Origin of the sequence: uncultured Roseicyclus sp., from assembly GCF_937892565.1 — a bacterium.
Classification (GTDB): domain Bacteria; phylum Pseudomonadota; class Alphaproteobacteria; order Rhodobacterales; family Rhodobacteraceae; genus Roseicyclus.
Genome location: NZ_CALAHQ010000026.1, coordinates 1 through 24,179, shown reverse-complemented (window position 1 = coordinate 24,179; position 24,179 = coordinate 1). Strand labels below are relative to the sequence as shown.

Genomic DNA, 24,179 nt, shown 5'->3' with positions numbered 1-24,179 from the left:
GCGCCGCGGTCACGGGCTTTCGAAAGCCCGTGCGCCCCTCACAATCCGAACTTTTCGCGTTTTTCGGCCAGCTGTCCCATGACCCGCACCAATTCCTGACTGATACCGGGTTCCGACAGCGCATGGCCCGCCGCCTTGATCATGTGCAAGCGCCCCGACGGCCAGCCACCGACCAGACGATGCGCCGACAGCGGCGGACAGATCATGTCATAGCGCCCCTGAACAATGGTGCCGGGGATATGGGCAATGCGATGCAGATCGCGCAAGATCTGGCCATCGACCTCCAGAAAGCCCTTGTTCGCAAAATAGTGATTTTCCAACCGGGCAAAGGCACGGGCGTAATCGGCGGGGCTTTCACCACCGCCGCCATCGCTTTCCATCGAAGCCAGCGCATTTTCCCACGCGGCCCAGGCGCGGGCATAGCGCGTTTCCACCAACAGATCGCCAGAAAAAAGCCGCCGGTTATAGGCCGCGATCAGGTCTCCGCGTTCTTCCTCGGGGATCATCGCGCAAAAGCGGGCCCATTGATCGGGCCAGAATTGCCCGGCGCCGCCGCCATAAAACCAATCCAGCTCGCGCTGCATCGACAAGAAGACACCGCGCAGCGCCAGATAGGCCACCCGATCGGGATGGGTCTGTGCATAGATAAGGCCCAGCGTCGCGCCCCAGCTTCCGCCAAAGACCGCCCACCGCGCGATGCCCAGCGTGTTGCGGATGCGCTCGATATCGGCGACCAGATGCCAGGTCGTGTTGGACCGCACGCTGGCATGCGGGCGCGACCGACCACAGCCGCGTTGATCGAACAAGATGATCCGCCATTGCGCGGGGTCGAAATAGCGCCGCATCGCCGGGCTGCAGCCACCCCCCGGCCCGCCATGTAACACCACCACCGGCGCGCCATCGGGATTGCCGCACTGTTCCATGTAGATGTGATGGCCATCGCCTACATCCAACATGCGCTGATCGAACGGATCAATCAGCGGATAAAGATGCGCGGCTGCGCGCTTTTGGCCGGAGACCTTGTCCATGCCGCTCCTATATAGGCCGGATGAAGCGGCCTGCATGGTCACAGAATGACAGAACACGAGGGGATATTCCATGGCACAGGTCAACCTTACCGTCGACGCCGCCGAAATCGCCAAGTTCGAGGCGATGGCCGCAGAATGGTGGGATCCCAATGGCAAGTTCAAGCCGCTGCACATGCTCAACCCCACCAGGCTCGATTACATCACCCGCCAGATCGCAGCGGAATTCGGGCGCGATCTGACGGTGCGGCATCCGTTTGCGGGTCTGCGCATTCTCGATATCGGGTGCGGCGGGGGGCTTTTGTCGGAACCCATGGCGCGGCTGGGGGCCGCTGTGGTGGGGGCCGACGCGGCCCCACGCAACATCCCGGTGGCACAGATCCATGCCCAACAATCGGGCCTGACGATCGATTACCGCCACACCACCGCCGAAGCGCTGGCCGCAGCGGGCGAACAATTCGACGTCGTGCTGAACATGGAGGTGGTCGAGCATGTGTCCGACCCATTGGCCTATCTGACTGCCTGTCGGCAACTGCTGAAACCGGGTGGGCTGATGATCTGTTCCACCCTCAACCGCAATCCCAAAAGCTTTCTGATGGCGATCATTGGGGCGGAATATGTCATGCGCTGGCTGCCCAAGGGCACGCATGAGTGGTCGAAATTCATCACCCCGGATGAGCTTTACGACCTGATCCGGCAAGCCGGGCTCGACCCGGTGGACCGCAAGGGTTTCGTGTTCAACAAGCTGACATGGGTCTGGTCGATATCAGAGCGCGACCTGTCGGTGAATTACGTGACCGCATCGGTCAAGCACGGCGAAGGATGACACCAGGCGGGGGGACGCGCTTTCGAAAGCGCGTCGCACGGGCCTTGCAAGGCCCGTACCCGCGCGCCGTTTCAAGGCTGTGCAAGGGCCAAGAGGGGCCGCACCCTAATCCCCGCTTTCCAGCCTGAGCCGCATGTCGCGGATCACGGGAATGGCTTGGCGCACACGGTCCGCGCCGATTTCGCGCACGGTCTCTGACAAGATCGGCGCGATCACGCTCAGCGCTGATTCGCGCGCCCGCCGACCCGCCGGGCTGATCGACACGCGCTTGCGGCGGGCATCGTCCCAATCGGGGCGAATATGCACATAGCCCGCCCATTCCAGCCGGTTGAGCGTGTTGGTCATCGCCCCCCGCGTCACATGAAACAGGCGCGCAAGCTGGGCGGGGGTCTTTTCCTCACTGGCCGAGGCAAGATGGTTCAGCACCGAAAAATGGCTCAGCTCCATCCCTTTGGGCAGCGCACGGCTGAGCCGGTTGCGTGCCAGCTGGTCGGCCATGAACATCTCACTGAAGAGAGCCACGGAAAGGGGGTCATCGGGGGCTGCCATGGGACACACTAGCCATCGCTTGCCCGGTCAAGGCAAGAGGCGAAGGGTCGCAAGTGCCTCAGTTCGCGGACAAAAGCGCGTCAAGCTTTCCCGCGCGATCCAGCGCGGCCATATCGTCGAAGCCGCCGACATGTGTGGCGCCGATAAAGATCTGTGGCACAGTGTGGCGACCATGGGCGCGGCCCAGCATTTCCTGGCGCTTGCTGGGGTCGCGGGCCACATCATATTCCACATAGACCACACCCTTTTCCGCCAGAAGCCGCTTGGCCGCATGGCAATAGCCGCACAGAGGTGAGGTGAAGATTTCGACGGTCGGCATGGGACGGATTCCTGTGGTGGCGTCGCATTCGGAGCGTTTCTAGCCCTCACGCGCGACGCGCGCCAGCGCGATCACATCGACCGCCACCGCACCGGCCCCCAGACAAGCCTGTGTCGCCGCCGAAAAGGTCGCCCCCGACGTCATCACATCATCGACCAGCAGGACGCGCCGTCCGGCCAAGCGTGCCGCCCGACGGGGATGCGCGCGGATCGCGGCGTCGAGATTGGCGAAACGCCCCTCGCGGTTGCGCCCGTCTTGTGTCGCCGTGTGGCGCGGCCGGATCAGCGCATCGGGCAGCCAGTCGCGGCCTGATGCCCCGGCCACGGATTTTGCCAAAAGCGCCGCCTGATTGAACCGCCGCTTGGCCAATCGCCGCCAATGCAGCGGGATCGGCACGATCAGGGGATCATCCGCCAAAAGATCGGCCCCCGCACGCGCCAGCCATGGCCCGGCGGCACGCGCCACTTCGGCCCGGTCGGCATGTTTCAAGCCCAGAACCAGCTTTCGCCCGTTGTCGGCATAATGCAAAACCGCCCGGCCGCGATCCCATGGCCGTGCGACGGCATGGCAATCTTCGCAGACCAGCACCTCGCCCAATGCGCTTTGCCCCGGCAAGCCGACGCCGCACCGATCGCACGCCGCCCCAAAGATAAAGGGCGTGTCAGGCCAGCATGCCCCGCACAGCGCAAAGTCACGGTCCACCCGTGCACCGCAACACAGGCATTCGGGCGGAAAGACCGCATGGAGCAGCGTTTGCAATCTCATCTCATTCCCCTAAGTAGCACCCGGTCACACCACAGGATCCCACGCGCCTTGCCCCAGCCCAGCCCACAGACCCCTCTGGTGGATCCCGCGCGACTTGCGGCCGCGCGCGCGCGCGCGCGGCTGGACCGTGCGGGCTTTGTGCAAGACGAGGCCAAGGCCGAGATCAAGGAAAGACTCATCGACGTTAACAGAAGGTTTACGTCCCCCGCCGTGGTCACGGCTTTTCCAGGCTTCTGGTCCGATGTGGTCCCCGGCGCGCGGCTTGTCGCCCCCGACGACAGGCTGGATCTGGACCCCGGCGCACATGATCTGGTGATCCATGCCATGGCGCTGCATTGGGCGGATGATCCGGTTGGCCAGATCGTGCAATGCCGCCGGGCGCTCTGCCCCGACGGGTTGTTCTTATCGGTGGCCTTTGGCGGCGAAACGCTGGTGGAATTGCGTGCCGCGCTGGCCCAGGCCGAAACCGAGGTGATGGGCGGGCTCAGCCCCCGCGTGGCGCCGATGGCCGAGATCCGGGACATGGGCGGGTTGTTGCAGCGCGCGGGGCTGGCCCTTGCGGTGGCTGACCGCCTGCCGCGCACCGTCACCTATGCCGATGCCTATGGGCTGATGGCCGATCTGCGCGCGATGGGCGAGACAAATGCGCTGGCCGCGCGCCACCGCACCCCTGCCCCGCGCGCGCTTTTCGCCCGCATGGCCCAGATCTATGCCAGCCGCTTTCCCGCCCAAGATACGCCCAACCGCATCCGCGCCAGCTTCGAGCTGATCTTTCTTTCGGGTTGGGCGCCCCATGACAGCCAGCAAAAACCGCTCCGCCCCGGCGCCGCACAGGCGCGTCTTGCCGACGCGCTTGGCACATCGGAGTTTGACGAAACTGCCCGGCGGGTCCTAAACCCGTCCGACGAGTGAGGCCTGCAAGAATGAACATGATGTCCCAGACACAAGCCGCCAAACCCGCCAACGATCTGCCCCATGCCCCCGCCGATCACCCGCGGGTGAGCTTTGGCAAGGTTGGCATCTTGCTGGCCAATCTCGGCACGCCCGATCACTACAGCTATTGGCCGATGCGCCGCTATCTGAACGAATTTCTGTCGGATCGCCGGGTGATCGATTACAGCCCCTGGATCTGGCAGCCGCTTTTGCAGCTCATCATCCTGACCAAGCGGCCGTTTTCGTCGGGCGCCAACTACAAGTCGATCTGGAACGAAGAGCTGAACGAAAGCCCGCTGATGACCATCACCAAGGCGCAGACCGCGCTGATGGCAGACCGGATGGCGGCGCGCTATGGCGACCGGGTCGTGGTCGATTTCTGCATGCGCTATGGCAACCCCTCGACCAAATCCAAGGTCGATGCGCTGGTGGCTCAAGGCTGCACCAAGATCCTGTTTTTCCCGCTTTATCCGCAATATGCGGGGGCGACATCGGCCACCGCCTGCGATCAGTTTTTCCGCAGCCTGGAAAACATCAAATGGCAACCCCTCGTGCGGACGGTCGAACCCTATTACGAAGATACCCGCTATATCGAGGCCCTCGCCCAATCGGTCGAGCGCGCCTATGCCGGTCTTGAGAACCGCCCTGATGTGCTGGTGTGCAGCTATCACGGCGTGCCCAAGCGCTACCTGATGGAGGGCGACCCCTATCATTGCCAGTGCCAGAAAACCACGCGCCTGCTGCGCGAGCGGCTGGGCTGGGACAAGACCGAGATCGTGACCACTTTTCAAAGCCGGTTCGGCCCCGAGGAATGGCTCAAGCCCTACACGGTCGAGGAAGTGGCGCGGCTGGCCGAGCAGGGCAAGAAACGCATCGCGGTCATCGCTCCCGCGTTTTCGGCCGATTGCATCGAAACGCTTGAAGAGATCAACGAAGAGATCAAGGAAAGCTTTGAGCATGCAGGCGGTGAGCAATTCACCTATATTCCCTGCCTCAATGATGATGCCGCGCATATCGATGCGCTGGCAGGCGTCGTCGAACAGAATTTGAAGGGCTGGATGGACTGACGCTCAGGCTAGCGTGGCGGCATTTGCGGGGCGTCCGGTGAACAGCCGGTCGCCCACACGAACCGTGACCATACCATTTTCGAGACGCTGTTCAAATGTGCCCTGAATAAAGACACAGCTTCCAAGAACGATTGTGACCAGCACAGCCTACGCCCCCCAGCGAATGGTCGATGGTCTCACAATAACCGCAATCGAGAATGATTTCCCCTTGAATTCATTATCTTAAGTTTGTTCCGCAGCAATCTTTCGGGCCGTCACAGCCAGTCGCGCAGGATCGGGATGAGCGGGATGTCGGCGGGCGGCATCGGATAGTCGCGCAACTCACCCGCGCGCGCCCAGGCCAGCGCCTGTCCCTCCTTGCCTTGGGGGATGCCCTGCCATTTGCGACAGGCAAAGAGCGGCATCAACAGATGGAACTCCGCATAGCTGTGGCTGGCAAAGGTCAGCGGCGCCAGACAAGATGCCCAGGTGTCGATCCCAAGCTCTTCTTGCAATTCCCGGATCAGCGCCGCTTCGGGTGTTTCGCCCACCTCTACCTTGCCGCCGGGAAATTCCCAAAGCCCCGCCATGGATTTGCCAGCCGGTCGTTGTGCCAAAAGGACCCGGCCGTCGCGATCGATCAGCGCGACGGCCGCAACCAGTATCGTTTTCACGAACGGTAATCCGCGTTGATGTCGATATAGGCATGCGTCAGGTCACAGGTCCAAACCGTGTCCCTGCCGCGCCCAAGCCCCAGATCGACCGCGATCAGCAATTCCTGACCCTTCATGTAGGCCGCCACGGCTTCTTCGGAATAGCTTTCGGCACGCCAGCCCTTTTCGGCCACCAGATGCTCGCCAAAGCGGATGGTCAGAAGATCGCGATCCGCCAAGGCCCCGGATTTGCCGACTGCCATCACGATGCGGCCCCAATTGGGATCCTGGCCCGCGATGGCGGTCTTGACCAAGGGCGAATTGGCAATGGACCGCGCGACACGGGTTGCATCGCGGGCCGATTTCGCACCGGTCACGCACACCTCGACCAGCTTGGTGGCCCCCTCGCCGTCGCGCACGATCTGCAGCGCCAGATCTTTCAGCACCGCCTCGAATGCGCCCGCAAAGGCGCGCGCCGCCGCGCCACGCCTGCTGGTGATGGGCGCGTTACCGGCCTTGCCTGTGGCCGCGACCAAGACCGCATCCGAGGTAGAGGTGTCGCTGTCGACCGTCACCGCGTTGAAGCTGTGCCTGGTGGCCACCGACAGCATCGCCTGAAGCGCGTCTTGCGTGATGGCCGCATCGGTAAAGACGTAGCCCAGCATCGTCGCCATGTCGGGCGCGATCATGCCCGAACCCTTGGCGAAACCCGCGATCCGCACAGGGGTCGCGCCGATCATCACCTCGGTCGTGGCACCTTTGGGAAAGGTGTCGGTCGTCATGATCGCGCGGGCCGCAATGGCGGATTTGCCTGCATCCAGCCCATCGGCCAGCACCGGCAGGATATCGGTGATCTTTTCCGCCGGAAGCGGTTCGCCGATCACACCCGTCGAACAGGTAAAGACATGCGCCGCCGGAATCTTCAGCGCCTTGGCCGCCGCGTCGGAAATCAGCGCCACATCACTGGCACCGCGCTGGCCGGTGAATGTGTTGGCATTGCCGGAATTCACCACGATGCCAAAGCCCTTTTTCGGCGCGGGCCCCAGCGCGGCGAGCTTGGCCTGACAATCCAGCACCGCCGCGGAACGGGTGGCCGAACGGGTAAAAACCCCCGCCACCGCCGATCCGGCGGCAATTTCGACCAGCATCACATCGGTGCGGTTGGCATACCGCACCCCGGCCTCGCCGGCGGCATAGCGCACGCCCGCGATGACCGGCAGATCGGGAAAGGATGCCGGCGCCAAGGGCGATACCTTGAGCGGCGCTTTTCCGGCGGGCTTGGCCGGTTTGACCTTCTTTTCGGGCTTGTCCTTTGACTTGCCCTTTTTGTTCTTGTCGACTTTCGCCATCGCCATCGTCCCCTGATGTGCGCCGTTACTCTGCCAGAAGATCCAAATCACGGATTACGGACGGGTCAATCTGAATCTCGGGGCGCGCGATCGTTGCGGCCGCGGTCAGATCTTGCAGCATGGCCTCGACACGCGCGCGGCGAAGACCTTCTTCCAGCTCGGCCCGGACATCATCTAACGTCGGCGGCACTTGTTCGCGGGCGTCGTTCAACACAATCACATGCCAGCCGAACTGGGTTTCCACGGGCGACGACACCTCGCCAAGGTCAAGGGCAAACACCGCTTCTTCGAAGCTTGGCACCATCATCCCGGCGGTGAACCAGCCCAGATCACCGCCATTTGGCCCTGACGGCCCGATCGAGCGTTCTTGCGCCACTTGTGCGAAATCGGCGCCCTCGGCCAAAGCGGCAATCACCGCATCGGCATCGGCTTGTGTTTCCACAAGAATATGGCTGGCATTGTATTCCTTGACCGGTCCAGCGCTGGCGAACTGCGCGTCGAATTCCGCTTGCAGCTCTTCGTCGGAAACTGGGGCGCTGCCGATCCGGTCCACATAGGTCGCGGCCAAAAAGGCGCGGCGCTCATTTTCCAGCCCAAGCTGTTCGGTGCGGCCCAGTTCGCCCTCGGCCACCGAAGCCAGCACTTGCTGCTGCACCAGCTGTTCCAGAAGCCCGTCGAACAACACATTGTCCGGCAGCCCCTGATATTCGGCCGGCAGCAGGCGCACCATGCTGATGACATGGCCCAAAGTGATCTCGGTGCCATTGACCGTGGCAAGCACCGTGTCGGCGCTGACGCTGTCTTGTGCCGATACCGGCAGGGCAAAAAGCGCCGACAGAGCGACACTGGCAATGAATTTCTTCATGAAACGGGTTCCTTTGCTTTGTCGCAGGCTGGTCCACCCGCGTTGACACCTATGTGACGGGCCCTTATGTCGCTTGACGAATTGGATCGGGGCCGCGACCTGTTGGCGCTGTAGATAGACTGGCGCAGTGGGCCGAACAACCCGGATGCTCCAAACGATCATATGAGTTTTTCCGGCCTGCGCGACAGCCCGCGCACGAGGCCATGGCACAAAAAGGCGCGTCAAATGCTCGGATTGGGTTCGCTGGCGAAAATGGTCTTTGGGTCGTCGAACGACCGCAAGGTCAAGGCGGTCCGCCCGCTGGTGGCCCGGATCAACGCGCTGGAGGCCGATTATCGCGCCAAGACCGACAGCGAGATCATCGCCAAAACCGACGATCTGCGCATGCGGGCACTGGGCGGCGAAAGCCTTGATGCGCTTTTGCCCGAAGCCTTCGCCAATTGCCGCGAGGCCGCGCGCCGCGCGCTTGGTCTGCGCGCGCATGATGTGCAGCTGATCGGTGGCATTTTCCTGCATCAGGGCAACATCGCCGAAATGAAGACCGGCGAAGGCAAGACACTGGTCGCCACCTTTCCGGCCTATCTGAACGCGCTGACCGGCAAGGGGGTGCATATCGTCACCGTCAACGACTATCTGGCGCGCCGCGACGCCGACTGGATGGGCAAGGTCTATGCCGCGCTGGGGCTGAGCACGGGCGTGGTCTATCCGCGCCAGCCTGACGGCGAAAAGCGCACGGCCTATGGTGCCGACATCACCTATGCCACCAACAACGAGCTTGGGTTTGACTACCTGCGCGACAACATGCGCGCCAGCCTTGAGGATATGGCCCAGCGCGGCCATAATTTCGCCATCGTGGACGAGGTCGACAGCATCCTGATCGACGAGGCGCGCACGCCGCTGATCATTTCAGGCCCGACGCAAGACCGCTCGGATCTGTATCTGTCGATCGACAAGATCATCCCGCAGGTGCAGGAGGATCACTTCACCCTCGACGAAAAACAGCGCAGCGCCACCTTCAGCGACGCGGGCAATGATTTTCTTGAGGATCATCTGCATCAGATCGGCCTCTTGCCCGAGGGGCAAAGCCTGTATGATCCCGAAAGCACCACGATCGTGCATCACCTGACCAATGCGCTGCGCGCCCACAAGCTGTTCCACAAGGATCAGCAATACATCGTCCGTTCGGGCGAAGTGGTGTTGGTCGATGAATTCACCGGCCGCATGATGCCGGGCCGGCGCCTGTCGGACGGGCTGCATCAGGCGATCGAGGCCAAGGAGGGCTGTCAGATTCAGCCCGAAAACGTCACCCTGGCCAGCGTCACCTTTCAGAACTATTTTCGTCTCTATGACAAGCTGTCGGGCATGACCGGCACCGCCGCCACCGAGGCCGAGGAATTCATGGCCATCTATGGGCTGGGCGTGGTCGAGATTCCGACCAACCTGCCGGTCGCGCGCATCGATGATGATGACGCGGTCTATCGCACCGCGCGCGAGAAATACGAGGCCATCGTCGATGCCATCCGCGAGGCGCAGGGCAAGGGCCAGCCGGTTCTTGTCGGAACGACCTCGATCGAGAAATCGGAAATGCTGGGCAAGTTGCTGGAAAACGCCGGGCTGCCCCACAACATCCTGAACGCCCGCCAGCATGAGCAAGAGGCGCAGATCGTCGCCGATGCGGGCAAGCTGGGCGCCATCACCATCGCCACCAACATGGCGGGCCGCGGCACCGACATCAAGCTGGGCGGCAATGTCGAATTCAAGATCATGCAAGCCATCGCCGCCGACCCGACGGGCGATCACGCCGCGATCCGTGCCCGGATCGAAGACGAACACAAGGGCGACGAGGAAAAGGTCAAGGCCGCGGGCGGTCTTTATGTTCTGGCCACGGAACGCCATGAATCGCGCCGGATCGACAACCAGTTGCGCGGCCGCTCGGGCCGTCAGGGCGATCCGGGGCGGTCGTCGTTCTTTCTGTCTCTGGACGATGACCTGATGCGCATATTCGGGTCCGAAAAGCTCGACAAGATGCTGTCGACGCTGGGCATGAAAGAGGGCGAGGCGATCGTTCACCCTTGGGTCAACAAATCGCTTGAACGCGCACAAGCCAAGGTCGAAGGCCGCAACTTCGACATCCGCAAGCAATTGCTGAAATTCGATGATGTGATGAACGATCAGCGCAAGGTCATCTTTGACCAGCGCCGCGAGGTGATGGGCGCCGACGACATCGCCGAGGTGGCCCGTGACATGCGCCATCAGGTGATCGAGGATCTGGTGGATACCCACATGCCGCCCAAATCCTACGCCGATCAGTGGGACATCGACGCGATGGACCGCGCGCTGCGCGAAACGCTGGGCATCGCGGTGCCCTTGACCGATTGGGCCGCCGAAGACGGCGTCGATCAGGATGTGATCCGCGCGCGGCTGGAAACGGCCGCCGATGAATACATGGCGTCCAAGGCCGTGGCCTTTGGCCCCGTACAGATGCGCGCGATCGAAAAGCAGGTGCTGCTCCAGACCATCGACGCCAAATGGCGCGACCATCTGCTGACACTTGAACATCTGCGCTCAGTCGTGGGCTTTCGTGGCTACGCCCAGCGCGACCCGCTGAACGAATACAAGACCGAAGGCTTTCAGCTGTTCGAATCGATGCTCGACGGCCTGCGTGTGGATGTGACAGGCAAGCTTGCGCGCATCCAGCCCCTGACGCCCGAACAGCAAGAGCAACTCATCCGCCAGCTTCAGGCCCAGCAACAGGCCACCCAACGCCAGCTTGAAAGCGCCATGGCCAGCCCCGATGCGACGCCCCCCGCAGGCCCCGCGCGCGACGGCTTTGTCGAAAGCGACCGAGGCACCTGGGGCAACCCGGCCCGCAACGACCCCTGCCCCTGTGGATCGGGCAAAAAGTTCAAGCACTGCCATGGGCGGCTGGCCTGAACAATCCTGCCAAACCCTTGGGAAAGCAGGGTCACGGCAAAAGCATCAAACGCTGTGACGCCCATAGACCCCTTCGCGCGGCAGGAACCGCGCGCGCAGGGGCGGTAGCCAAGCATGGACCAAGGTCTTGGGAAAAGTCCCGGTCATGCGATGCGCAAAGCCGCCGCGGCATGGAACAGCGTGACGACCGGCTCGGTCCAAGCTTTTGCAGCAGAGCCTTACTTCAGATTACCCCGCCCGACGATTGGCACATAGACGCCATTATCCATCAAGGTTTCACAACGGCCATCCGCATACACGCGAAACCCGTATCGGTTGTTTATGTTCTGTCCCGAAGCCGAACGATCCTGACTGTTTGTGACGAAGGTCGTGAACCGGGGCGTCTGGCGTGAGGTCACCATCACCCAATCCGTCGTGCCACGGGGCGAAAGACCCTCAGGCGGCTTGCGCTTTCGTCGACTTCAAACCCCAGCCCGACCCAGGACTGTGAAATATCAAGCTGCGGGCTGCCGCTCCAGCTTGTGAAATCGCAGCGTTTGGTATTTGCGTCAGCGGACGACGCGAACGTCTTGAGGGCGCCGATCACGGCCATGCCCAAGGTGTTTCGTTTGAAGCCCATTGAAAAAATCCTTCTACCATTCATGCACCGTTTTTTCGGATATCAGGCAAGATAACAGGCTGACAGGCCTGGCAATCTATCCCGCCTTGCAAAGATGGATCTGGAGCATGCGGCCCTTGGCTGGGTTCGGCATGAACACCGCGTCGGGCGCCGCGATCGTGACGCGTTCTGAAAGGCGATGGGGTCAAGCCGGGTCCCAAAAAAGGCCAGGATCATCGGCAAAGCGCGGGTCGGCCAGACCGAAACGCGTGGCTCACAGATATCCTTCGCTTCGGAAACTCAATTCACGCGCCTTGCCGATGATCAGATGGTCATGGATCACCAGCCCCAGCACCTGTGCGGCATCACGGATCGCATAGGTCATCTCGATATCCGCCTGACTGGGCGAAGGGTCGCCCGAGGGGTGGTTGTGCACGAGGATCAAGGCCGAGGCGTTCAATTCCAGCGCACGCTTGACCACCTCGCGCGGGTAGACCGGCACATGATCAACCGTGCCATCGGCCTGTGCCTCATCGGCGATCAGCACATTCTTGCGGTCCAGATAAAGCACGCGAAACTGTTCCAGATCCCGATGCGCCATGGCTGTCTGACAATAGCGCAGCAGCGCATCCCATGACGCAAGGATCGGCTTGCCGATCACCTGCGCGCGCGCCATGCGGTGGCCCACCGCCTCCATCAGCTTCAGCTCGAACACCACACGGTCGCCAACGCCCTCCACCTCCTTCAGGCGGGCGGGGGGGGCCGCCATGACGTGATTGAGATCGCCGAACCGCTGCAACAGCCGCTTGGCCAAGGGCTTGGTATCGCCGCGCGGCAGGGCGCGATAGAGAACCATTTCCAGCAATTCGTAATCGGGCACCGCATCGGCCCCGCCTTGCGTGAAGCGTGCGCGCAACCGGTCGCGATGCGCGTGGCGATGCGCCTCGGCGCCCTTGGACGGGCCGCCCGCCACGGGCCCCACGACCCGCTTGCGCACGGCAGCCCCCGCCATGAACCGGGGCGAGGCTTCGTCAAAGGAAAAGGCGGGCTGATCGGACATGCCGCCAGCTTGCGAAAAAATGGTTAACGATGGGTTACTGCCGCCGCGTCAGCCCCAGGTCGGGTGGAATTTTCCCCCGGGCGACAAGGTGAAAATCTCGTAGCCTGTCGCTGTCACGCCGATGGAATGTTCGAATTGCGCCGAAAGCGATTTGTCGCGCGTCACGGCTGTCCAGTCATCGGCCAGAACCTTGGTTTCGGGACGGCCCAGATTGACCATCGGCTCGATGGTGAAAAACATGCCTTCCTCCAGCACAGGGCCGGTTCCGGGGCGGCCGTAGTGCAGCACATTGGGCGGGGCATGAAACACCTGACCCAGCCCATGACCGCAGAAATCGCGCACCACCGACATGCGGGCGGCTTCGACATGGCTTTGGATGGCGTGGCCGATGTCGCCAAAACGGTTGCCGGGGCGCACCGCCTCGATCCCCTTGAACAGCGCATCATGGGTAACCTCGATCAGGCGCGCGGCCTTGCGGCCCAGTTGGCCAGCCACATACATCCGGCTGCTATCGCCGAACCAGCCATCAACGATCACCGTCACATCGATGTTGAGGATATCGCCATCCTTGATCGTCTTGGGCCCCGGAATACCGTGACAGACCACATGGTTCACGCTGATGCAGCTTGCGTGCTGATAGCCGCGATAGCCGATGGTGGCCGAAGTGGCGCCTGCGTCTTCGACCATGCGTTGAATGACGGCATCGATCGCTTCGGTCGTCTGGCCCGGAAAGACCAGCGGCGCCATGGCATCCAGAATGCCGGCCGCAACCTGACCGGCGCGGTGCATGCCGGCGAAATCGCTGGCGTCATGTATGCGGATGCCGTCCTTTGTCAGGCGTCCCTTGAAATCGTCCAAACCCCGGCCCCTCCAGCCTACTGCGCGTCTAACCTAATCGCAGTGTGTGACTATTTCCAGCAACTCGCCCGTTACACGGCTGTGCAACAGGCGTCCACAGGGTGGCGGCTTTTGGGCGCACAAAGGTCGGGGCTTGGAAAGCGCGGGCGCCCGGGCCTATACCGATCCAACAGACAAACACGCGAGGCGCCCATGCACACCCCCACCGCCGCGATGCTGGTGATCGGAGACGAAATCCTGTCGGGGCGCACCCGCGACAGCAACACGAATTTTCTGGCCCGCGCGCTGACCGATCACGGCATCCGCCTGATGGAGGCGCGCGTTGTCGCCGATGAACATGACCGCATCAAGGCCGCGGTTCAGGCGCTGTCGTCGGCCTATACACATGTTTTCACATCCGGTGGGATCGGTCCCACACATGACGACATCACCGCCGATGCCGTGGCCGATGCGATGGGGGCGGCGATCGACATCCGGGCTGATGCCCGCGCCCTTCTTCAGGCGCATTATGACGCGCGGGGCATGGAATTGAACGCGGCCCGGCTGCGCATGGCACGCATTCCCGATGGGGCGCGGCTGATCGACAACCCGATTTCGACGGCCCCGGGGTTCAGCATCGGCAATGTGCATGTCATGGCCGGCGTGCCCACGATCTTCGAGGCGATGGTGGCCAGTGTGCTGCCCGGCCTGACGGGGGGGCCACCCATGCTGTCGCAATCGCTGCGGCTGATGCGGGGCGAGGGCGATATCGCCGCCGGTCTGGGACAGTTGGCCGCCGATCACCCCGAGGTCAGCATCGGTTCCTACCCGTTCCACCAGAACGGCGTGCATGGCACCAATATCGTGGTCCGAAGCCAGGATGGGGCCGCCATCGACCGGGTGATGGGTGCCTTGTCGCATCTGTTCCCCGCCGAGGGGTGAGGGCGGCCGGATGCGTCTTGTCGATCTGGCCCCGGTGATCGCCGCGACATGGCCCGCCGTGTCGACACGCATCGCCGGGCCCTTTGCCTTGCCCGAGGGCGCGGGCGGTGGCCAAAGGGTCAGCGCCGCAAGGCTGGCCAACCCCAATGACACCGATGCCACCGAGGCCCAGATCGATGCCGCGCTGGCCGGTCTTGACCAGATGGGCCAGCCGGGGCTGTTCATGGTGCTGGATCATCAGACAGCGCTTGACGCGCGGCTGGCCGCCCGTGGCTTTGGCCCGCGCGACGCGACGCTGGCGCTGACGATCCCCTGTGCCCGGATCGCTGCCCCGCCGCCACCGGTCAGCTGTTTTTCCATCTGGCCCCCCCTGGCGATCCAGACCGAAATCTGGGCCGCCGGCGGGATCGGTCCCGACAGGCTTGCCGTGATGGATCGCGCCATCGACCCAAAGATGTCCTTTCTGGGCCGATCGCAAGATCGCCCCGCGGGCTGCGCCTTTGTGGCCGTGCATGACGGCGTCGCCATGTTGCACGCCCTTGAGGTTTTGCCGATGTCGCGGCGGCGGGGGCTGGCGCTTTTGATGATGCGCGCCGCCGCCGATTGGGCGCTGGGGCACGGCGCGCAGACGCTGAGCGTGCTGGTGACCGGCGAAAACCAGCCCGCACGCGGGCTTTACGCTTCCCTCGGTTTCACCTCTGTGGGACAGTATCACTATCGATCCTTGACCGCATGACGGGCCAATGATGCATTTCGGCCGCGTGCCGCGTTTTTGTCTGGCCTTTCTGGCCCTTGCCTGTGCGCTGCCTGCTGCGGCGCTGGAACTGGCGTGGCCCTTGGGTGCGGAACGGGTCTTGAGCCGCACCGAACCGGTGTCGGGATTTCGCATCGCGACCGGGGTGTTTGACGGGCGCGATGTGCCCAACCGCTTGGTCGATGGCACCCTGACCGAAGACATCTGGCGCCTGTCAGGCGAAGACCGCGATACGGCCCGGCTGGTGCCGCTGATGCGCGACCAGTTGCGGGCGCAGGGCTATGAGATGGGGTTTTCCTGCACCGACCGGGATTGCGGCGGCTTTGATTTCCGCTTTGCGCTGCCCATCGCCGAGGCCCCCGAAATGCATGTCGATCTGGGCGCCTTTCATTATCTGACCGCGCGGTTGCAAACCGCCGACGGACCCCAGGATGTGGCGATCACCCTCTCGCAAGGCGGACAGGCGGGCTATGTCCACATCGCCCGGATCGGGGCGCACACCGCGAATACGGCGCCCCTTATGCCCACCATGGACACGACGGACCCGGCCAGCGCCGGTGATCTGATCACCCGGTTGCTGAGCGATGGCCGGGCCGTGATGGACGACCTGACCTTTGGCAGTGGCGCCTCGGCGCTGTCGGGCAATCGGTATCAAAGCCTTGTGGCGCTGGCCGCGTGGCTTGCCGAAGACCAGGGGCGCCGCGTGGCGCTTGTCGGGCACACCGATGCATCCGGATCACAAACTGCCAACGCAGCCCTGAGCCAAGCCCGCGCCGAGGCTGTGCGCCGCGCCCTTGTCACCGATCACGGAACCGTCGCCGAACAGGTGACAGCGGCAGGCGTGGGGTATCTTGTACCCCGCGCCACCAACAGCACGCCCGATGGCCGCGAGGTGAACCGCCGTGTCGAAGTGGTGCTGTTGCCGAATTGAAGCCGGCAAAACCCGCATCCCGCGGATATCGTCAGGCCGATTCCCCAGCAAACAGGCGGGGATCGTTCAGGGTTTCGCGCCACGCCGCGCCAAAACGACAAGCCGATACTCATGTTCTTGGGCAAAGGATGCGGCCCGCCCCGTGCGCCGCCCCAGCTTGTCGAGCGTGCGGCCCAAAAGCTTTTCCATCACAAAGGCACGCCACGGATAGGCGCGTTTCAATTCGGCCCGGAACCGCCGCACAAAGGGCGCCACCTTGTCGTTCTTGAGGTATTCATGGATCACGAAGGTGGGCGTGATTGCCGCTGTCATGTCCTCATCCGACACGATGTCAAACACGCCCTGCCGGGCCACCGCCGCAACAAAGGCGGCATGGGTGCCGCGCGTGCCATCCCCATGGGCAAAGCCCTGGCGCCGGAAATAATCAAAGATCACGACACCCTTGTCGGCCAGCAGCGCCGTCTTGGCCAATGCGGCCTCAAGATCGATGTAGTGAAAGCTTTCGGCAAACAGGCACAGATCATGGCGTTCGGGGCGGTCAAAATCCTCGAACATGGCATCGACGACGACCGTGCCCTGAGGCAGCTTGGCGCGCGCCATCTCGTTCATCTGCCGCGAGGGCGACACGCAGGCCACATCAAAGCCGCGCTCGATCAGCACCCGGGCATTGGCCCCCGTGCCCGACCCGACATCAAGAATGCGCGTGACACCACCCGGAACGGTCCCGATCGCTTCGACCAGCTTTTCGAAATAGGCCATCTGCGCCGCGCCAAGGGATTGGGCCGACAGCACGGGGGGAATGCCGTTGGGGAAATACCCGTAATGGGCAAAGCCATGGCCGAACATCACCTCGGACATCAGGGCGGCGGCTTCAAGTTCGACGAATTTGAGTTTCATGAGATCTGCCATAGCCGAGCTTTCGCGCCCAGCCAAGCACCGAGGCGATACGCCGGGCCGGGCCGGCGCGCCCATGCAACACCCGCGAAAGGGGGGCCATGGTTTTCCTGCCTGTCCGGCGCTAAGCTGCACCCCCAACGCAAACCGACCGAGGCAGGGTTGACCCGCAAATCCGACAGCCAGAGCGTGCTGGAGCCCCCCAGCCCACCGCACCGCCCGCGCCGGTCTGCGCGCAAGGCCGCGCCACCCCCCTCGCGGCTGCGGTGGGGGATCGGGCTGTTGCGGCGCTGGCTGCTACGGGGCGGCGTGGCGGTGATCGTGCTGATCTTGGGATGGGTGTTGGCCTATGGCTTTGTGCCTGTGCCCACCACCGCGCATATCCTGGGCGAAAGCCGCCGCTTGGGCGGGGTAGACCATGACTGGGTCCCGATCGAGGATGTTTCGATCCATCTGCAACGTGCCGTGGTCGCCGCAGAGGATGCGAATTTCTGCCTGCATTGGGGCTTTGACATGGTGGCGATCCGCGATGCCATCGCCGATGGTGGCACGCGGGGTGCCTCGACCATCAGCCAGCAGACGGTCAAGAACACCTTTCTCTGGCATGGCCGGAGCTGGCTGCGCAAAGCGCTCGAGGCGATGATCACCCCGGTGATGGAATTGGTCTGGTCCAAGCGGCGCGTGCTGGAGGTGTATCTGAACGTGGCAGAATTTGGCGAAGGCGTCTTTGGCGCCGAAGCGGCCGCGCGCCATCATTTCGGTGTGACCGCCGCCGATCTGACAGGGCGACAGGCCGCGCTTTTGGCGGCCGTCCTGCCCAATCCGCGCGAACGCGACCCTTCCGCGCCCTCGGGCTTTGTTGATCGTCGGGCGAACGCCATCACCGATGGCGCCGCCACCATTGCCGCAGATGGGCGTGACGGCTGCTTTGCGAATTGAAATCCGCCGGGGTTTTACCCCATAGAGAGCCAACCCAAGACAGATCGAGCATATCCATGGCGCGTCTCTATCATTTCGCCCTATCCCCTTTCTGCCGCAAGGTGCGGCTGGTGCTGGCCGAAAAGCGGATCGAGGTGGAGCTGATCGAGGAACGATACTGGGAGCCCACGACCGAATTCCTGCGTCGCAACCCGGCAGGCAAGGTGCCGGTGCTGAAGATCGACGGGATACACCTGACCGAATCGAGTGCAATCTGCGAGTATCTGGAAGAAACCCGCCCAGAGCCGCCGCTGTTTCCCGCCGAGCCCAAGGCACGCGCCGAGGTGCGCCGTCTGGTCAGCTGGTTTGACGACAAGTTCCACCATGAGGTGACAGCCAACCTTGTCTATGAGCGGGTCAACAAGAAGATCATGCGCGCGGGCTATCCCGATGGCAAAGCGGTCAAGACCGGCGCACAGCAGATCAAGTATCATCTCGACTATATGGCGTGGCTTTTGGACCATCGCCGCTGGCTGGCGGGTGATGCGATGACGATGGCCGATTTTACCGCCGCCGCGCATCTGTCGTGTCTCGACTATATTTCGGACGTGGATTGGAACCGCTCCGAGGTGGTCAAGGAATGGTATGCCAAGGTGAAATCACGCCCGGCCTTTCGGTCGATCCTTGCCGATCAGATCCCCGGCTTCATCCAGCCGCCCCATTACGCGAATCTCGACTTTTGAGCGATCTCAAACACGCCCTGTCGACCGAGGCCCGCATGGCGGGGTTCGCCAAGATGGGCATCTGTCGCCCCGATGCGATCCCGCAGGCAGCAGACCGTCTGGCCGAATTCGTGGCCGATGGGCGGCACGGCCAGATGGGCTGGATGGCCGAGCGCATGCCGTGGCGCGGCGATCCGGCGGCGCTGTGGCCCGAGGCGAAATCGGTCATCATGCTGGCCGAGGTCTATACACCCGATGATGATCCGCTGGCAGCGCTTGAACGCCATGACCGGGCCACGATCAGCGTCTATGCCCGCAACCGCGATTATCACGATCTGGTCAAAAAACGCCTCAAGCGGCTGGGCCGCTGGCTGCTCGATCAGGCGCCGGGCCACGCGATCAAGGTGTTCGTCGATACCGCGCCGGTGATGGAAAAGCCCTTGGCACAGGCCGCTGGCCTTGGCTGGCAGGGCAAGCACACCAACCTGCTTGCGCGCGATCTGGGCAACTGGTTCTTTCTGGGCGCGATCTTTACCACCATCGACCTGCCGCCCGATCCGCCCGAGGCCGAACATTGCGGCAGCTGCACCGCCTGTCTGGATATCTGCCCGACCAAGGCATTCCCTGCGCCCTTTCAACTGGATGCGCGGCGCTGCATTTCCTATCTGACGATCGAACACACAGGCCCCGTTGCCCCGGACCTGCGCCCGCTCTTGGGCAACCGCATCTATGGCTGCGACGATTGTCTGGCCATCTGTCCATGGAACAAGTTCGCCACCGCCGCGACCGAGCTGCGCTATGGCGCCCGCCCCGATCTGATCAGCCCAAGACTGGAGCATCTGGTGACCCTTGATGATGCGGGCTTTCGTGAAAGATTCGCTGGCAGCCCGATCAAACGCATCGGGCGTGACCGTTTCGTGCGCAATGTGCTGTATGCCATCGGCAATTCGGGCGAGAAACGGCTGGCCGACGTGGCACAAACCCTTGTGACCGACCCCGATGAGGCAGTGGCAGATGCCGCGGCTTGGGCTTGGGAGAGATTGCAATGAAGCTCTTGATCTTTGGCTATGGCTACAGCGCCCGCTTTTTGCTGGACCAGATGCAGCCCGCGCAGGGTTGCGTGCGCGTAACCACTCGAAGCCCCGAAAAGGCCGCAAAACTGGCCGCAGAAGGGCTGACCGCGCGCGTCTTTCCCGGCACCGACATGGCTGAGGATATCGCCTGGGCCAGCCACATCTTGATCACGGCCGGACCCGAAGACGGCACAGACCCCGTGCTGACCCATGCCCGCGATGCCATTGCCGCGCATGCAAAGCGGCTCGATTGGGTGGGCTATCTGTCGACCACCGGGGTCTATGGCGATCATGGTGGGGCTTGGGTGGATGAAACCACACCGCTGGCCCCGTCGGGCGAACGGGGCCGGGCACGGGTGACGGCCGAGGCGGCATGGATGGCGCTTGGCCGCGACCACGGCCTGCGGGTGCACATCTTTCGGCTGGCGGGCATCTATGGGCCGGGGCGGGCGCCATTCGAAAAGCTTCGCGACGGGACAGCCCACAGGATCATCAAGCCCGGTCAGGTGTTTTCCCGCATCCATGTAGACGATATCGCACAGGTTCTGATCGCCTCGATGAACCGGCCCGATCCGGGTGCGATCTACAATGTCTGCGATGACGACCCGGCCCCTCCGCAAGATGTGATCGCGCATGCCGCCATGCTTTTGCGCGTGCCACAGCCGCCGGACATTCCCTTTCATCAGGCCAAGCTAAGCCCGATGGCGGCCAGCTTTTATGCCGAGTCGAAACGCGTCGACAACCAACGCATCAAGCGGGATCTGGGGGTGCGGCTGCGCTATCCCGACTACCGCGCCGGGCTTGCGGCGATCCTGGCGGGCGAGAGTCAGAAATAGCACTAAACAGGGATTTCGATTTGATCTAGAAGGGCAAAAAAACGACAAGAGCAGGCACATGGGCATCCTTCATTCACGGCGGTCAACGCTTTTTCTCTTGCTTGGCGCGGGCGTCGCGGCGGGATGTGAACAGCCGAAATTCGTTGATTATTCCGGCCCCGAGGTCACCCGAATCGAGGTGCACAAATCCACCCGGCGGATGTATCTGTTGCACCATGATCAGGTCTTGAAGGGCTACCACATCGAACTTGGGTTCGCCCCTGTTGGCCACAAGACCCAAGAAGGCGACGGTCGCACACCCGAAGGGCGCTATTACATCGACTGGCGCAATCCCAACAGCGCCTTTTATCTGTCGGTCGGCATCAGCTATCCCAACGCGGCCGACCGCGCACAGGCGGCGGCCCGTGGTGTCAGCCCCGGTGGCGACATCTTCATCCACGGCACCCCGCGCGCGTTTCGCAGAAAGCATGACTGGACGGCGGGCTGCATCGCTGTGACCGACCGCGAAATGCGCGAGATTTATGCGATGGTCGGCATGCGCACGGTGATCGACATCTTTGCCTGACTTTGGTCAGCGGGCCGGCCCATCATCGGCGCCACGGATTTGGCCATCGCCGACCACAAGGGTCCACCAGATCTTGCCGGATGGGTCTTGATGAAACGCCACGCCCAGATCGCGGGCTTGGGGGTCGATGATCACATCACGGGTGTCGGCCCGGCCCATCCATGTCGCGATGGTCGCAAGCTCGGGCTCATAGGTTTCTGCGACTGCCTCACCGAGGGCGGTTCCGCGATAACCCGCCCTGCGGGCCCGGTCGGTGGGTAGGGATCCGTCCGTGCCGTGATGCGACGGGCTGTCTTGCGCGGCCATGTCGCGCGCATGGGTCGCGGCGGCGGCGGTCAATTGCGGGCTGAACGCCAAGGGCCGCACCCCCGCGCTGGCGCGGAGCGCATTCACGCGGTCCAGCACGCGAAACTCGATCCGTGCCTGTTGGGCGGGATCGATCCGATAGAGCACCGGCAAGGGCCGCCCATCGGGGCCCAGCGCCAAGTGCGGCGCGGGCGGCGCGCAGCCGGCCATGGCCAGCGCCAAACCCACGACCGAAACAATGTTGAACCAATTGCGCATCATCATAAGTCGGACGATTTAAAGCAAAACTGTTGTGAATTCGTTTACAGCAGGCGCATAGCTGCCGAATAACGACCGGCTGGATGGCGGCATGCGTCACATCAGCGATGCGGCCAGAGCGCGACAACCTTGCCGAACCCGTGATGCGACAGCGCCCCCCCGATTGCGGCGGCTTGTTCACAAGGCGCGAGCAAGGCGTTAGGAACACACATATTTCGCCCAAATTTTGACGATTTTCCTTGCCTGCTGTCCTGGCCAGTGGCTCAGGATCAAAGCGTGCGCCCTTGACCGAAGCAGGGCCTGTGGGCGTGCCACATAGACCAATCATGGGTGCCCAGACGATTCGGTGCACCAGTGTTGCTATTTTGACGACATGCCGACAATCCTATGGCCCAGAAGGGTTTACGCAGATTGCATTTGCGCGTTTTTGCTGCGTATACCACCCTCACGAGGTACAGTCTTGGATGCCCTAACCTTCAGCATGTCGCGTGAAAAGGGCATATCTTGGAGGATACGATGAAGAAACTCGCTCTCGCTGCTGCTCTTTCGCTCGTTGCCACCGGTGCTTTCGCTGGCGGCGTTGTAACGACCGTCGCGCCTATCGAAGTCGTAGAAGACACGACTTCTTCTGCTAGCGGCATTCTGGTTCCGCTTCTGGCGCTCATCTTGATCGCAGCTGCAGTTGCTGCCAACGACTGATTCGACGCAAGTCGACAGTTAGGAAAGGGCGGTCCGGGTTCGGGCCGCCTTTTTCTTTTCAGGCTGGTCGTCCGTGACCAAGCCCCGCATCGGCGGCGATCTGGGCCCGGGATTTGCGCGCGCGTTCGGTGGCCGATTTCAACTGCCCACAGGCAGCCATGATATCTTCGCCGCGCGGGGTTCGGATCGGGCTGGCATAGCCCGCCTTGTAGACGATATCGGCAAAACGCTCGATCTGGTCCCAATCCGACCGCTGATAGGGGGCGCCCGGCCATTCGTTGAACGGGATCAGGTTGATCTTGGCGGGGATGCCCGCAATCAGCTTGACCAGACGGCGGGCATCATCGTCGCTGTCATTGACGCCCTTGAGCATCACATATTCAAAGGTGATCCGTTCGGAATTGCTGGCCTTTGGATAGGCCCGCAAGGCATCAAGCAAGGTCTTGATATTCCAGCGCTTGTTGATCGGCACAAGCTGATCGCGCACGGCATCGGTGGTCGCGTGAAAGCTGATGGCCAGCATGCAGCCGATTTCCTCGGCGGTGCGCGCGATCTCGGGCACCACGCCGGATGTGGATAGCGTGATGCGCCGCCGTGACAGCGCGATGCCCTCGCCATCCATGGTGATCTTCATCGCGTCGCGCACATTGTCAAAATTGTAGAGCGGCTCACCCATGCCCATCAGCACGATGTTGGAAATCAGCCGGGGGCGTTCCCCCATGCCTTCGCCGGGTTCGGGCCATTCGCCCAGATCGTCGCGCGCCATCATCACCTGACCCACGATTTCCCCGGCGGTCAGATTGCGCACCAGCTTTTGGGTGCCGGTGTGACAGAACGAACAGGTCAGCGTGCAACCCACCTGGCTGGAAATGCACAGCGTGCCGCGATCTTCTTCGGGGATATAGACCACCTCGACCTCATGGCCGCCGGCGATGCGCACCAGATATTTCCGCGTTCCATCGGCCGAGATATCGCGGCGGACCACCTCGGGCAGCTCGACCACGAAATGGCGCGCCAGATCGGCGCGATAGCCCTTGGCCAGATTGGTCATCGCTTCGAAATCGCGCGCGCCCCAGACATAAAGCCACTGCCAGATCTGGCTGACGCGCATACGCGCCTGTTTTTCCGGCGTGCCGGTGGCAATCAGGGCATCGCGCATGGCATCGCGCGTCAGGCCGATCAGATTGATCGGCCCATCAGGCAACTTGCGCGGAAGGGTCAGGACATCCTGCGTGATGGGCGCAGAGGCGGACATGGGCAGCTTCCTTTGTGGACCCGCGCCAGATACAGGCTTTGCGCGCCCCTTGCAAAGGGGTTTGGCAGGCCAGCCGACCCGTTGAAAACCCGATCAGCCCGAACAACGCGCATCGGCATCCTCGACCGCGGCCGTGAATCCGATCAACGAGAAGGTGTCTTTGGTCTGGGTTCCACGCGCCGAACGCGCCGTCAGAACCGCATCCGCGCCGCGTTTCATCGCAGTGACGATCTGCTGGTCCTCTTGTGCTGATGCGGCCCATGCCAT

The 24,179-nt window shown here is 62.9% G+C and carries 27 protein-coding genes; 13 read left to right on the top strand and 14 right to left on the bottom strand.

The genetic code is table 11. The features are described from left to right. Nucleotides 1-38: 38 nt before the first annotated feature. Entirely contained in the window at nucleotides 39-1,028 is a 990-nt protein-coding gene (gene pip, locus Q0094_RS04030) for a prolyl aminopeptidase (protein WP_297615493.1), read from the bottom strand. Nucleotides 1,029-1,098: 70 nt separating this feature from the next. Between pip and ubiG the strand changes: the two genes are divergently transcribed. After that, on the top strand, nucleotides 1,099-1,851 hold the full coding sequence (gene ubiG / locus Q0094_RS04025; RefSeq protein ID WP_297615491.1) for a bifunctional 2-polyprenyl-6-hydroxyphenol methylase/3-demethylubiquinol 3-O-methyltransferase UbiG: 753 nt from the start codon (nucleotides 1,099-1,101) through the stop codon (nucleotides 1,849-1,851). A 105-nt stretch (nucleotides 1,852-1,956) separates the two neighbouring features. On the opposite strand, the gene Q0094_RS04020 is transcribed toward ubiG, so the two are convergent. The 3 genes from Q0094_RS04020 to Q0094_RS04010 are packed head-to-tail and all read right to left on the bottom strand — an operon-like array spanning nucleotide 1,957 to nucleotide 3,484. Then, nucleotides 1,957-2,400, bottom strand: coding sequence for a MarR family transcriptional regulator (locus Q0094_RS04020; RefSeq protein ID WP_297615489.1), 444 nt, complete (start codon nucleotides 2,398-2,400; stop codon nucleotides 1,957-1,959). Nucleotides 2,401-2,458: 58 nt separating this feature from the next. Beyond that, entirely contained in the window at nucleotides 2,459-2,719 is a 261-nt protein-coding gene (grxC, locus tag Q0094_RS04015) for a glutaredoxin 3 (RefSeq protein WP_297615487.1), read from the bottom strand. Nucleotides 2,720-2,758: 39 nt separating this feature from the next. Then, a complete protein-coding gene (locus Q0094_RS04010; protein WP_297615486.1) occupies nucleotides 2,759-3,484 on the bottom strand; it encodes a ComF family protein in 726 nt (241 codons plus the stop codon). 78 nt (nucleotides 3,485-3,562) lie between these two features. On the opposite strand from Q0094_RS04010, the gene Q0094_RS04005 reads away from it, so the two are divergent. Both Q0094_RS04005 and hemH read left to right on the top strand, forming a co-directional pair. Beyond that, nucleotides 3,563-4,396, top strand: a complete 834-nt coding sequence (locus Q0094_RS04005; protein WP_297615484.1) for an SAM-dependent methyltransferase — start codon at nucleotides 3,563-3,565, stop codon at nucleotides 4,394-4,396. Nucleotides 4,397-4,413: 17 nt separating this feature from the next. Further along, on the top strand, nucleotides 4,414-5,484 hold the full coding sequence (hemH, locus tag Q0094_RS04000; protein WP_297615517.1) for a ferrochelatase: 1,071 nt from the start codon (nucleotides 4,414-4,416) through the stop codon (nucleotides 5,482-5,484). Between the two features lie 254 nt (nucleotides 5,485-5,738). On the opposite strand, the gene mutT is transcribed toward hemH, so the two are convergent. Genes mutT through Q0094_RS03985 form a run of 3 tightly spaced genes read right to left on the bottom strand, consistent with a single transcriptional unit; the run spans nucleotide 5,739 to nucleotide 8,330 of the window. Further along, nucleotides 5,739-6,137, bottom strand: a complete 399-nt coding sequence (gene mutT / locus Q0094_RS03995) for an 8-oxo-dGTP diphosphatase MutT (protein WP_297615482.1) — start codon at nucleotides 6,135-6,137, stop codon at nucleotides 5,739-5,741. After that, nucleotides 6,134-7,465, bottom strand: a complete 1,332-nt coding sequence (argJ, locus tag Q0094_RS03990; RefSeq protein WP_297615480.1) for a bifunctional glutamate N-acetyltransferase/amino-acid acetyltransferase ArgJ — start codon at nucleotides 7,463-7,465, stop codon at nucleotides 6,134-6,136. Before argJ ends, mutT begins: the two co-directional genes overlap by 4 nt. Before the next feature lie 25 nt (nucleotides 7,466-7,490). Then, nucleotides 7,491-8,330, bottom strand: coding sequence for a peptidylprolyl isomerase (locus Q0094_RS03985; RefSeq protein WP_297615478.1), 840 nt, complete (start codon nucleotides 8,328-8,330; stop codon nucleotides 7,491-7,493). A 225-nt stretch (nucleotides 8,331-8,555) separates the two neighbouring features. On the opposite strand from Q0094_RS03985, the gene secA reads away from it, so the two are divergent. After that, nucleotides 8,556-11,264 (top strand): preprotein translocase subunit SecA, encoded by a 2,709-nt coding sequence (gene secA, locus Q0094_RS03980; RefSeq protein WP_297615476.1) that lies wholly within the window; start codon nucleotides 8,556-8,558, stop codon nucleotides 11,262-11,264. Nucleotides 11,265-11,664: 400 nt separating this feature from the next. Here the strand turns inward: secA and Q0094_RS03975 are convergent, their stop codons facing one another. The 3 genes from Q0094_RS03975 to map all read right to left on the bottom strand — a co-directional run bounded on the left by Q0094_RS03975 (nucleotide 11,665) and on the right by map (nucleotide 13,780). Further along, nucleotides 11,665-11,856, bottom strand: a complete 192-nt coding sequence (locus tag Q0094_RS03975) for a hypothetical protein (RefSeq protein WP_297615474.1) — start codon at nucleotides 11,854-11,856, stop codon at nucleotides 11,665-11,667. Nucleotides 11,857-12,136: 280 nt separating this feature from the next. After that, nucleotides 12,137-12,922 carry a DNA repair protein RadC gene (gene radC, locus Q0094_RS03970; RefSeq protein WP_297615472.1) on the bottom strand — a complete coding sequence of 262 codons (786 nt, stop codon included), beginning with the start codon at nucleotides 12,920-12,922 and terminating at the stop codon, nucleotides 12,137-12,139. 48 nt (nucleotides 12,923-12,970) lie between these two features. Next, nucleotides 12,971-13,780 carry a type I methionyl aminopeptidase gene (gene map, locus Q0094_RS03965; RefSeq protein ID WP_297615470.1) on the bottom strand — a complete coding sequence of 270 codons (810 nt, stop codon included), beginning with the start codon at nucleotides 13,778-13,780 and terminating at the stop codon, nucleotides 12,971-12,973. A 192-nt stretch (nucleotides 13,781-13,972) separates the two neighbouring features. On the opposite strand from map, the gene Q0094_RS03960 reads away from it, so the two are divergent. The 3 genes from Q0094_RS03960 to Q0094_RS03950 are packed head-to-tail and all read left to right on the top strand — an operon-like array spanning nucleotide 13,973 to nucleotide 16,386. Continuing rightward, nucleotides 13,973-14,701 (top strand): molybdopterin-binding protein, encoded by a 729-nt coding sequence (locus tag Q0094_RS03960; protein ID WP_297615468.1) that lies wholly within the window; start codon nucleotides 13,973-13,975, stop codon nucleotides 14,699-14,701. A gap of 10 nt (nucleotides 14,702-14,711) precedes the next feature. After that, nucleotides 14,712-15,437, top strand: a complete 726-nt coding sequence (locus Q0094_RS03955; protein WP_297615466.1) for a GNAT family N-acetyltransferase — start codon at nucleotides 14,712-14,714, stop codon at nucleotides 15,435-15,437. Nucleotides 15,438-15,444: 7 nt separating this feature from the next. After that, nucleotides 15,445-16,386, top strand: coding sequence for an OmpA family protein (locus Q0094_RS03950; protein WP_297615465.1), 942 nt, complete (start codon nucleotides 15,445-15,447; stop codon nucleotides 16,384-16,386). 66 nt (nucleotides 16,387-16,452) lie between these two features. Here Q0094_RS03950 and Q0094_RS03945 read toward each other — a convergent pair whose 3' ends face one another. Further along, nucleotides 16,453-17,283: a bifunctional 2-polyprenyl-6-hydroxyphenol methylase/3-demethylubiquinol 3-O-methyltransferase UbiG gene (locus Q0094_RS03945; protein ID WP_297615463.1), complete on the bottom strand. Its 831-nt coding sequence runs from the start codon at nucleotides 17,281-17,283 to the stop codon at nucleotides 16,453-16,455. Nucleotides 17,284-17,541: 258 nt separating this feature from the next. Between Q0094_RS03945 and mtgA the strand changes: the two genes are divergently transcribed. The 5 genes from mtgA to Q0094_RS03920 are packed head-to-tail and all read left to right on the top strand — an operon-like array spanning nucleotide 17,542 to nucleotide 21,394. Further along, nucleotides 17,542-18,219 carry a monofunctional biosynthetic peptidoglycan transglycosylase gene (gene mtgA / locus Q0094_RS03940; protein WP_297615515.1) on the top strand — a complete coding sequence of 226 codons (678 nt, stop codon included), beginning with the start codon at nucleotides 17,542-17,544 and terminating at the stop codon, nucleotides 18,217-18,219. A gap of 56 nt (nucleotides 18,220-18,275) precedes the next feature. After that, nucleotides 18,276-18,941 (top strand): glutathione S-transferase family protein, encoded by a 666-nt coding sequence (locus tag Q0094_RS03935; protein ID WP_297615461.1) that lies wholly within the window; start codon nucleotides 18,276-18,278, stop codon nucleotides 18,939-18,941. A 35-nt stretch (nucleotides 18,942-18,976) separates the two neighbouring features. Beyond that, the gene (queG, locus tag Q0094_RS03930; protein WP_297615513.1) at nucleotides 18,977-19,969 is read left to right on the top strand and encodes a tRNA epoxyqueuosine(34) reductase QueG; all 993 of its coding nucleotides are present in this window, start codon (nucleotides 18,977-18,979) and stop codon (nucleotides 19,967-19,969) included. Next, on the top strand, nucleotides 19,960-20,829 hold the full coding sequence (locus tag Q0094_RS03925) for an SDR family oxidoreductase (protein WP_297615511.1): 870 nt from the start codon (nucleotides 19,960-19,962) through the stop codon (nucleotides 20,827-20,829). The genes queG and Q0094_RS03925 overlap by 10 nt, the downstream gene beginning before the upstream one ends. Nucleotides 20,830-20,887: 58 nt before the next feature. Then, the gene (locus Q0094_RS03920) at nucleotides 20,888-21,394 is read left to right on the top strand and encodes a L,D-transpeptidase family protein (RefSeq protein ID WP_297615459.1); all 507 of its coding nucleotides are present in this window, start codon (nucleotides 20,888-20,890) and stop codon (nucleotides 21,392-21,394) included. 6 nt (nucleotides 21,395-21,400) lie between these two features. Here Q0094_RS03920 and Q0094_RS03915 read toward each other — a convergent pair whose 3' ends face one another. Then, nucleotides 21,401-21,961: a CAP domain-containing protein gene (locus Q0094_RS03915; protein WP_366940213.1), complete on the bottom strand. Its 561-nt coding sequence runs from the start codon at nucleotides 21,959-21,961 to the stop codon at nucleotides 21,401-21,403. 513 nt (nucleotides 21,962-22,474) lie between these two features. Between Q0094_RS03915 and Q0094_RS03910 the strand changes: the two genes are divergently transcribed. Beyond that, the gene (locus Q0094_RS03910) at nucleotides 22,475-22,657 is read left to right on the top strand and encodes a hypothetical protein (protein WP_297615457.1); all 183 of its coding nucleotides are present in this window, start codon (nucleotides 22,475-22,477) and stop codon (nucleotides 22,655-22,657) included. 58 nt (nucleotides 22,658-22,715) lie between these two features. On the opposite strand, the gene rlmN is transcribed toward Q0094_RS03910, so the two are convergent. After that, a complete protein-coding gene (gene rlmN / locus Q0094_RS03905; RefSeq protein WP_297615455.1) occupies nucleotides 22,716-23,912 on the bottom strand; it encodes a 23S rRNA (adenine(2503)-C(2))-methyltransferase RlmN in 1,197 nt (398 codons plus the stop codon). 93 nt (nucleotides 23,913-24,005) lie between these two features. Further along, on the bottom strand, nucleotides 24,006-24,179 hold a 174-nt coding region (locus tag Q0094_RS03900; protein ID WP_297615507.1), incomplete at its 5' end, for an invasion associated locus B family protein.

Coding starts and splice junctions, on each gene's coding strand:
- Q0094_RS03950 (WP_297615465.1), top strand. CDS start 15,445: ATGATGCATTTCGGCCGCGTGCCGCGTTTTTGTCTGGCCTTTCTGGCC.
- Q0094_RS03920 (WP_297615459.1), top strand. CDS start 20,888: ATGGGCATCCTTCATTCACGGCGGTCAACGCTTTTTCTCTTGCTTGGC.
- argJ (WP_297615480.1), bottom strand. CDS start 7,465: ATGGCGAAAGTCGACAAGAACAAAAAGGGCAAGTCAAAGGACAAGCCC.
- Q0094_RS03975 (WP_297615474.1), bottom strand. CDS start 11,856: ATGGCCGTGATCGGCGCCCTCAAGACGTTCGCGTCGTCCGCTGACGCA.
- Q0094_RS03915 (WP_366940213.1), bottom strand. CDS start 21,961: ATGATGCGCAATTGGTTCAACATTGTTTCGGTCGTGGGTTTGGCGCTG.
- secA (WP_297615476.1), top strand. CDS start 8,556: ATGCTCGGATTGGGTTCGCTGGCGAAAATGGTCTTTGGGTCGTCGAAC.
- pip (WP_297615493.1), bottom strand. CDS start 1,028: ATGGACAAGGTCTCCGGCCAAAAGCGCGCAGCCGCGCATCTTTATCCG.
- Q0094_RS04010 (WP_297615486.1), bottom strand. CDS start 3,484: ATGAGATTGCAAACGCTGCTCCATGCGGTCTTTCCGCCCGAATGCCTG.
- Q0094_RS03935 (WP_297615461.1), top strand. CDS start 18,276: ATGGCGCGTCTCTATCATTTCGCCCTATCCCCTTTCTGCCGCAAGGTG.
- Q0094_RS04020 (WP_297615489.1), bottom strand. CDS start 2,400: ATGGCAGCCCCCGATGACCCCCTTTCCGTGGCTCTCTTCAGTGAGATG.
- Q0094_RS03910 (WP_297615457.1), top strand. CDS start 22,475: ATGAAGAAACTCGCTCTCGCTGCTGCTCTTTCGCTCGTTGCCACCGGT.
- ubiG (WP_297615491.1), top strand. CDS start 1,099: ATGGCACAGGTCAACCTTACCGTCGACGCCGCCGAAATCGCCAAGTTC.
- Q0094_RS03945 (WP_297615463.1), bottom strand. CDS start 17,283: ATGAAACTCAAATTCGTCGAACTTGAAGCCGCCGCCCTGATGTCCGAG.
- Q0094_RS03960 (WP_297615468.1), top strand. CDS start 13,973: ATGCACACCCCCACCGCCGCGATGCTGGTGATCGGAGACGAAATCCTG.
- hemH (WP_297615517.1), top strand. CDS start 4,414: ATGATGTCCCAGACACAAGCCGCCAAACCCGCCAACGATCTGCCCCAT.
- Q0094_RS03955 (WP_297615466.1), top strand. CDS start 14,712: ATGCGTCTTGTCGATCTGGCCCCGGTGATCGCCGCGACATGGCCCGCC.
- radC (WP_297615472.1), bottom strand. CDS start 12,922: ATGTCCGATCAGCCCGCCTTTTCCTTTGACGAAGCCTCGCCCCGGTTC.
- Q0094_RS03985 (WP_297615478.1), bottom strand. CDS start 8,330: ATGAAGAAATTCATTGCCAGTGTCGCTCTGTCGGCGCTTTTTGCCCTG.
- grxC (WP_297615487.1), bottom strand. CDS start 2,719: ATGCCGACCGTCGAAATCTTCACCTCACCTCTGTGCGGCTATTGCCAT.
- queG (WP_297615513.1), top strand. CDS start 18,977: ATGGCGGGGTTCGCCAAGATGGGCATCTGTCGCCCCGATGCGATCCCG.
- rlmN (WP_297615455.1), bottom strand. CDS start 23,912: ATGTCCGCCTCTGCGCCCATCACGCAGGATGTCCTGACCCTTCCGCGC.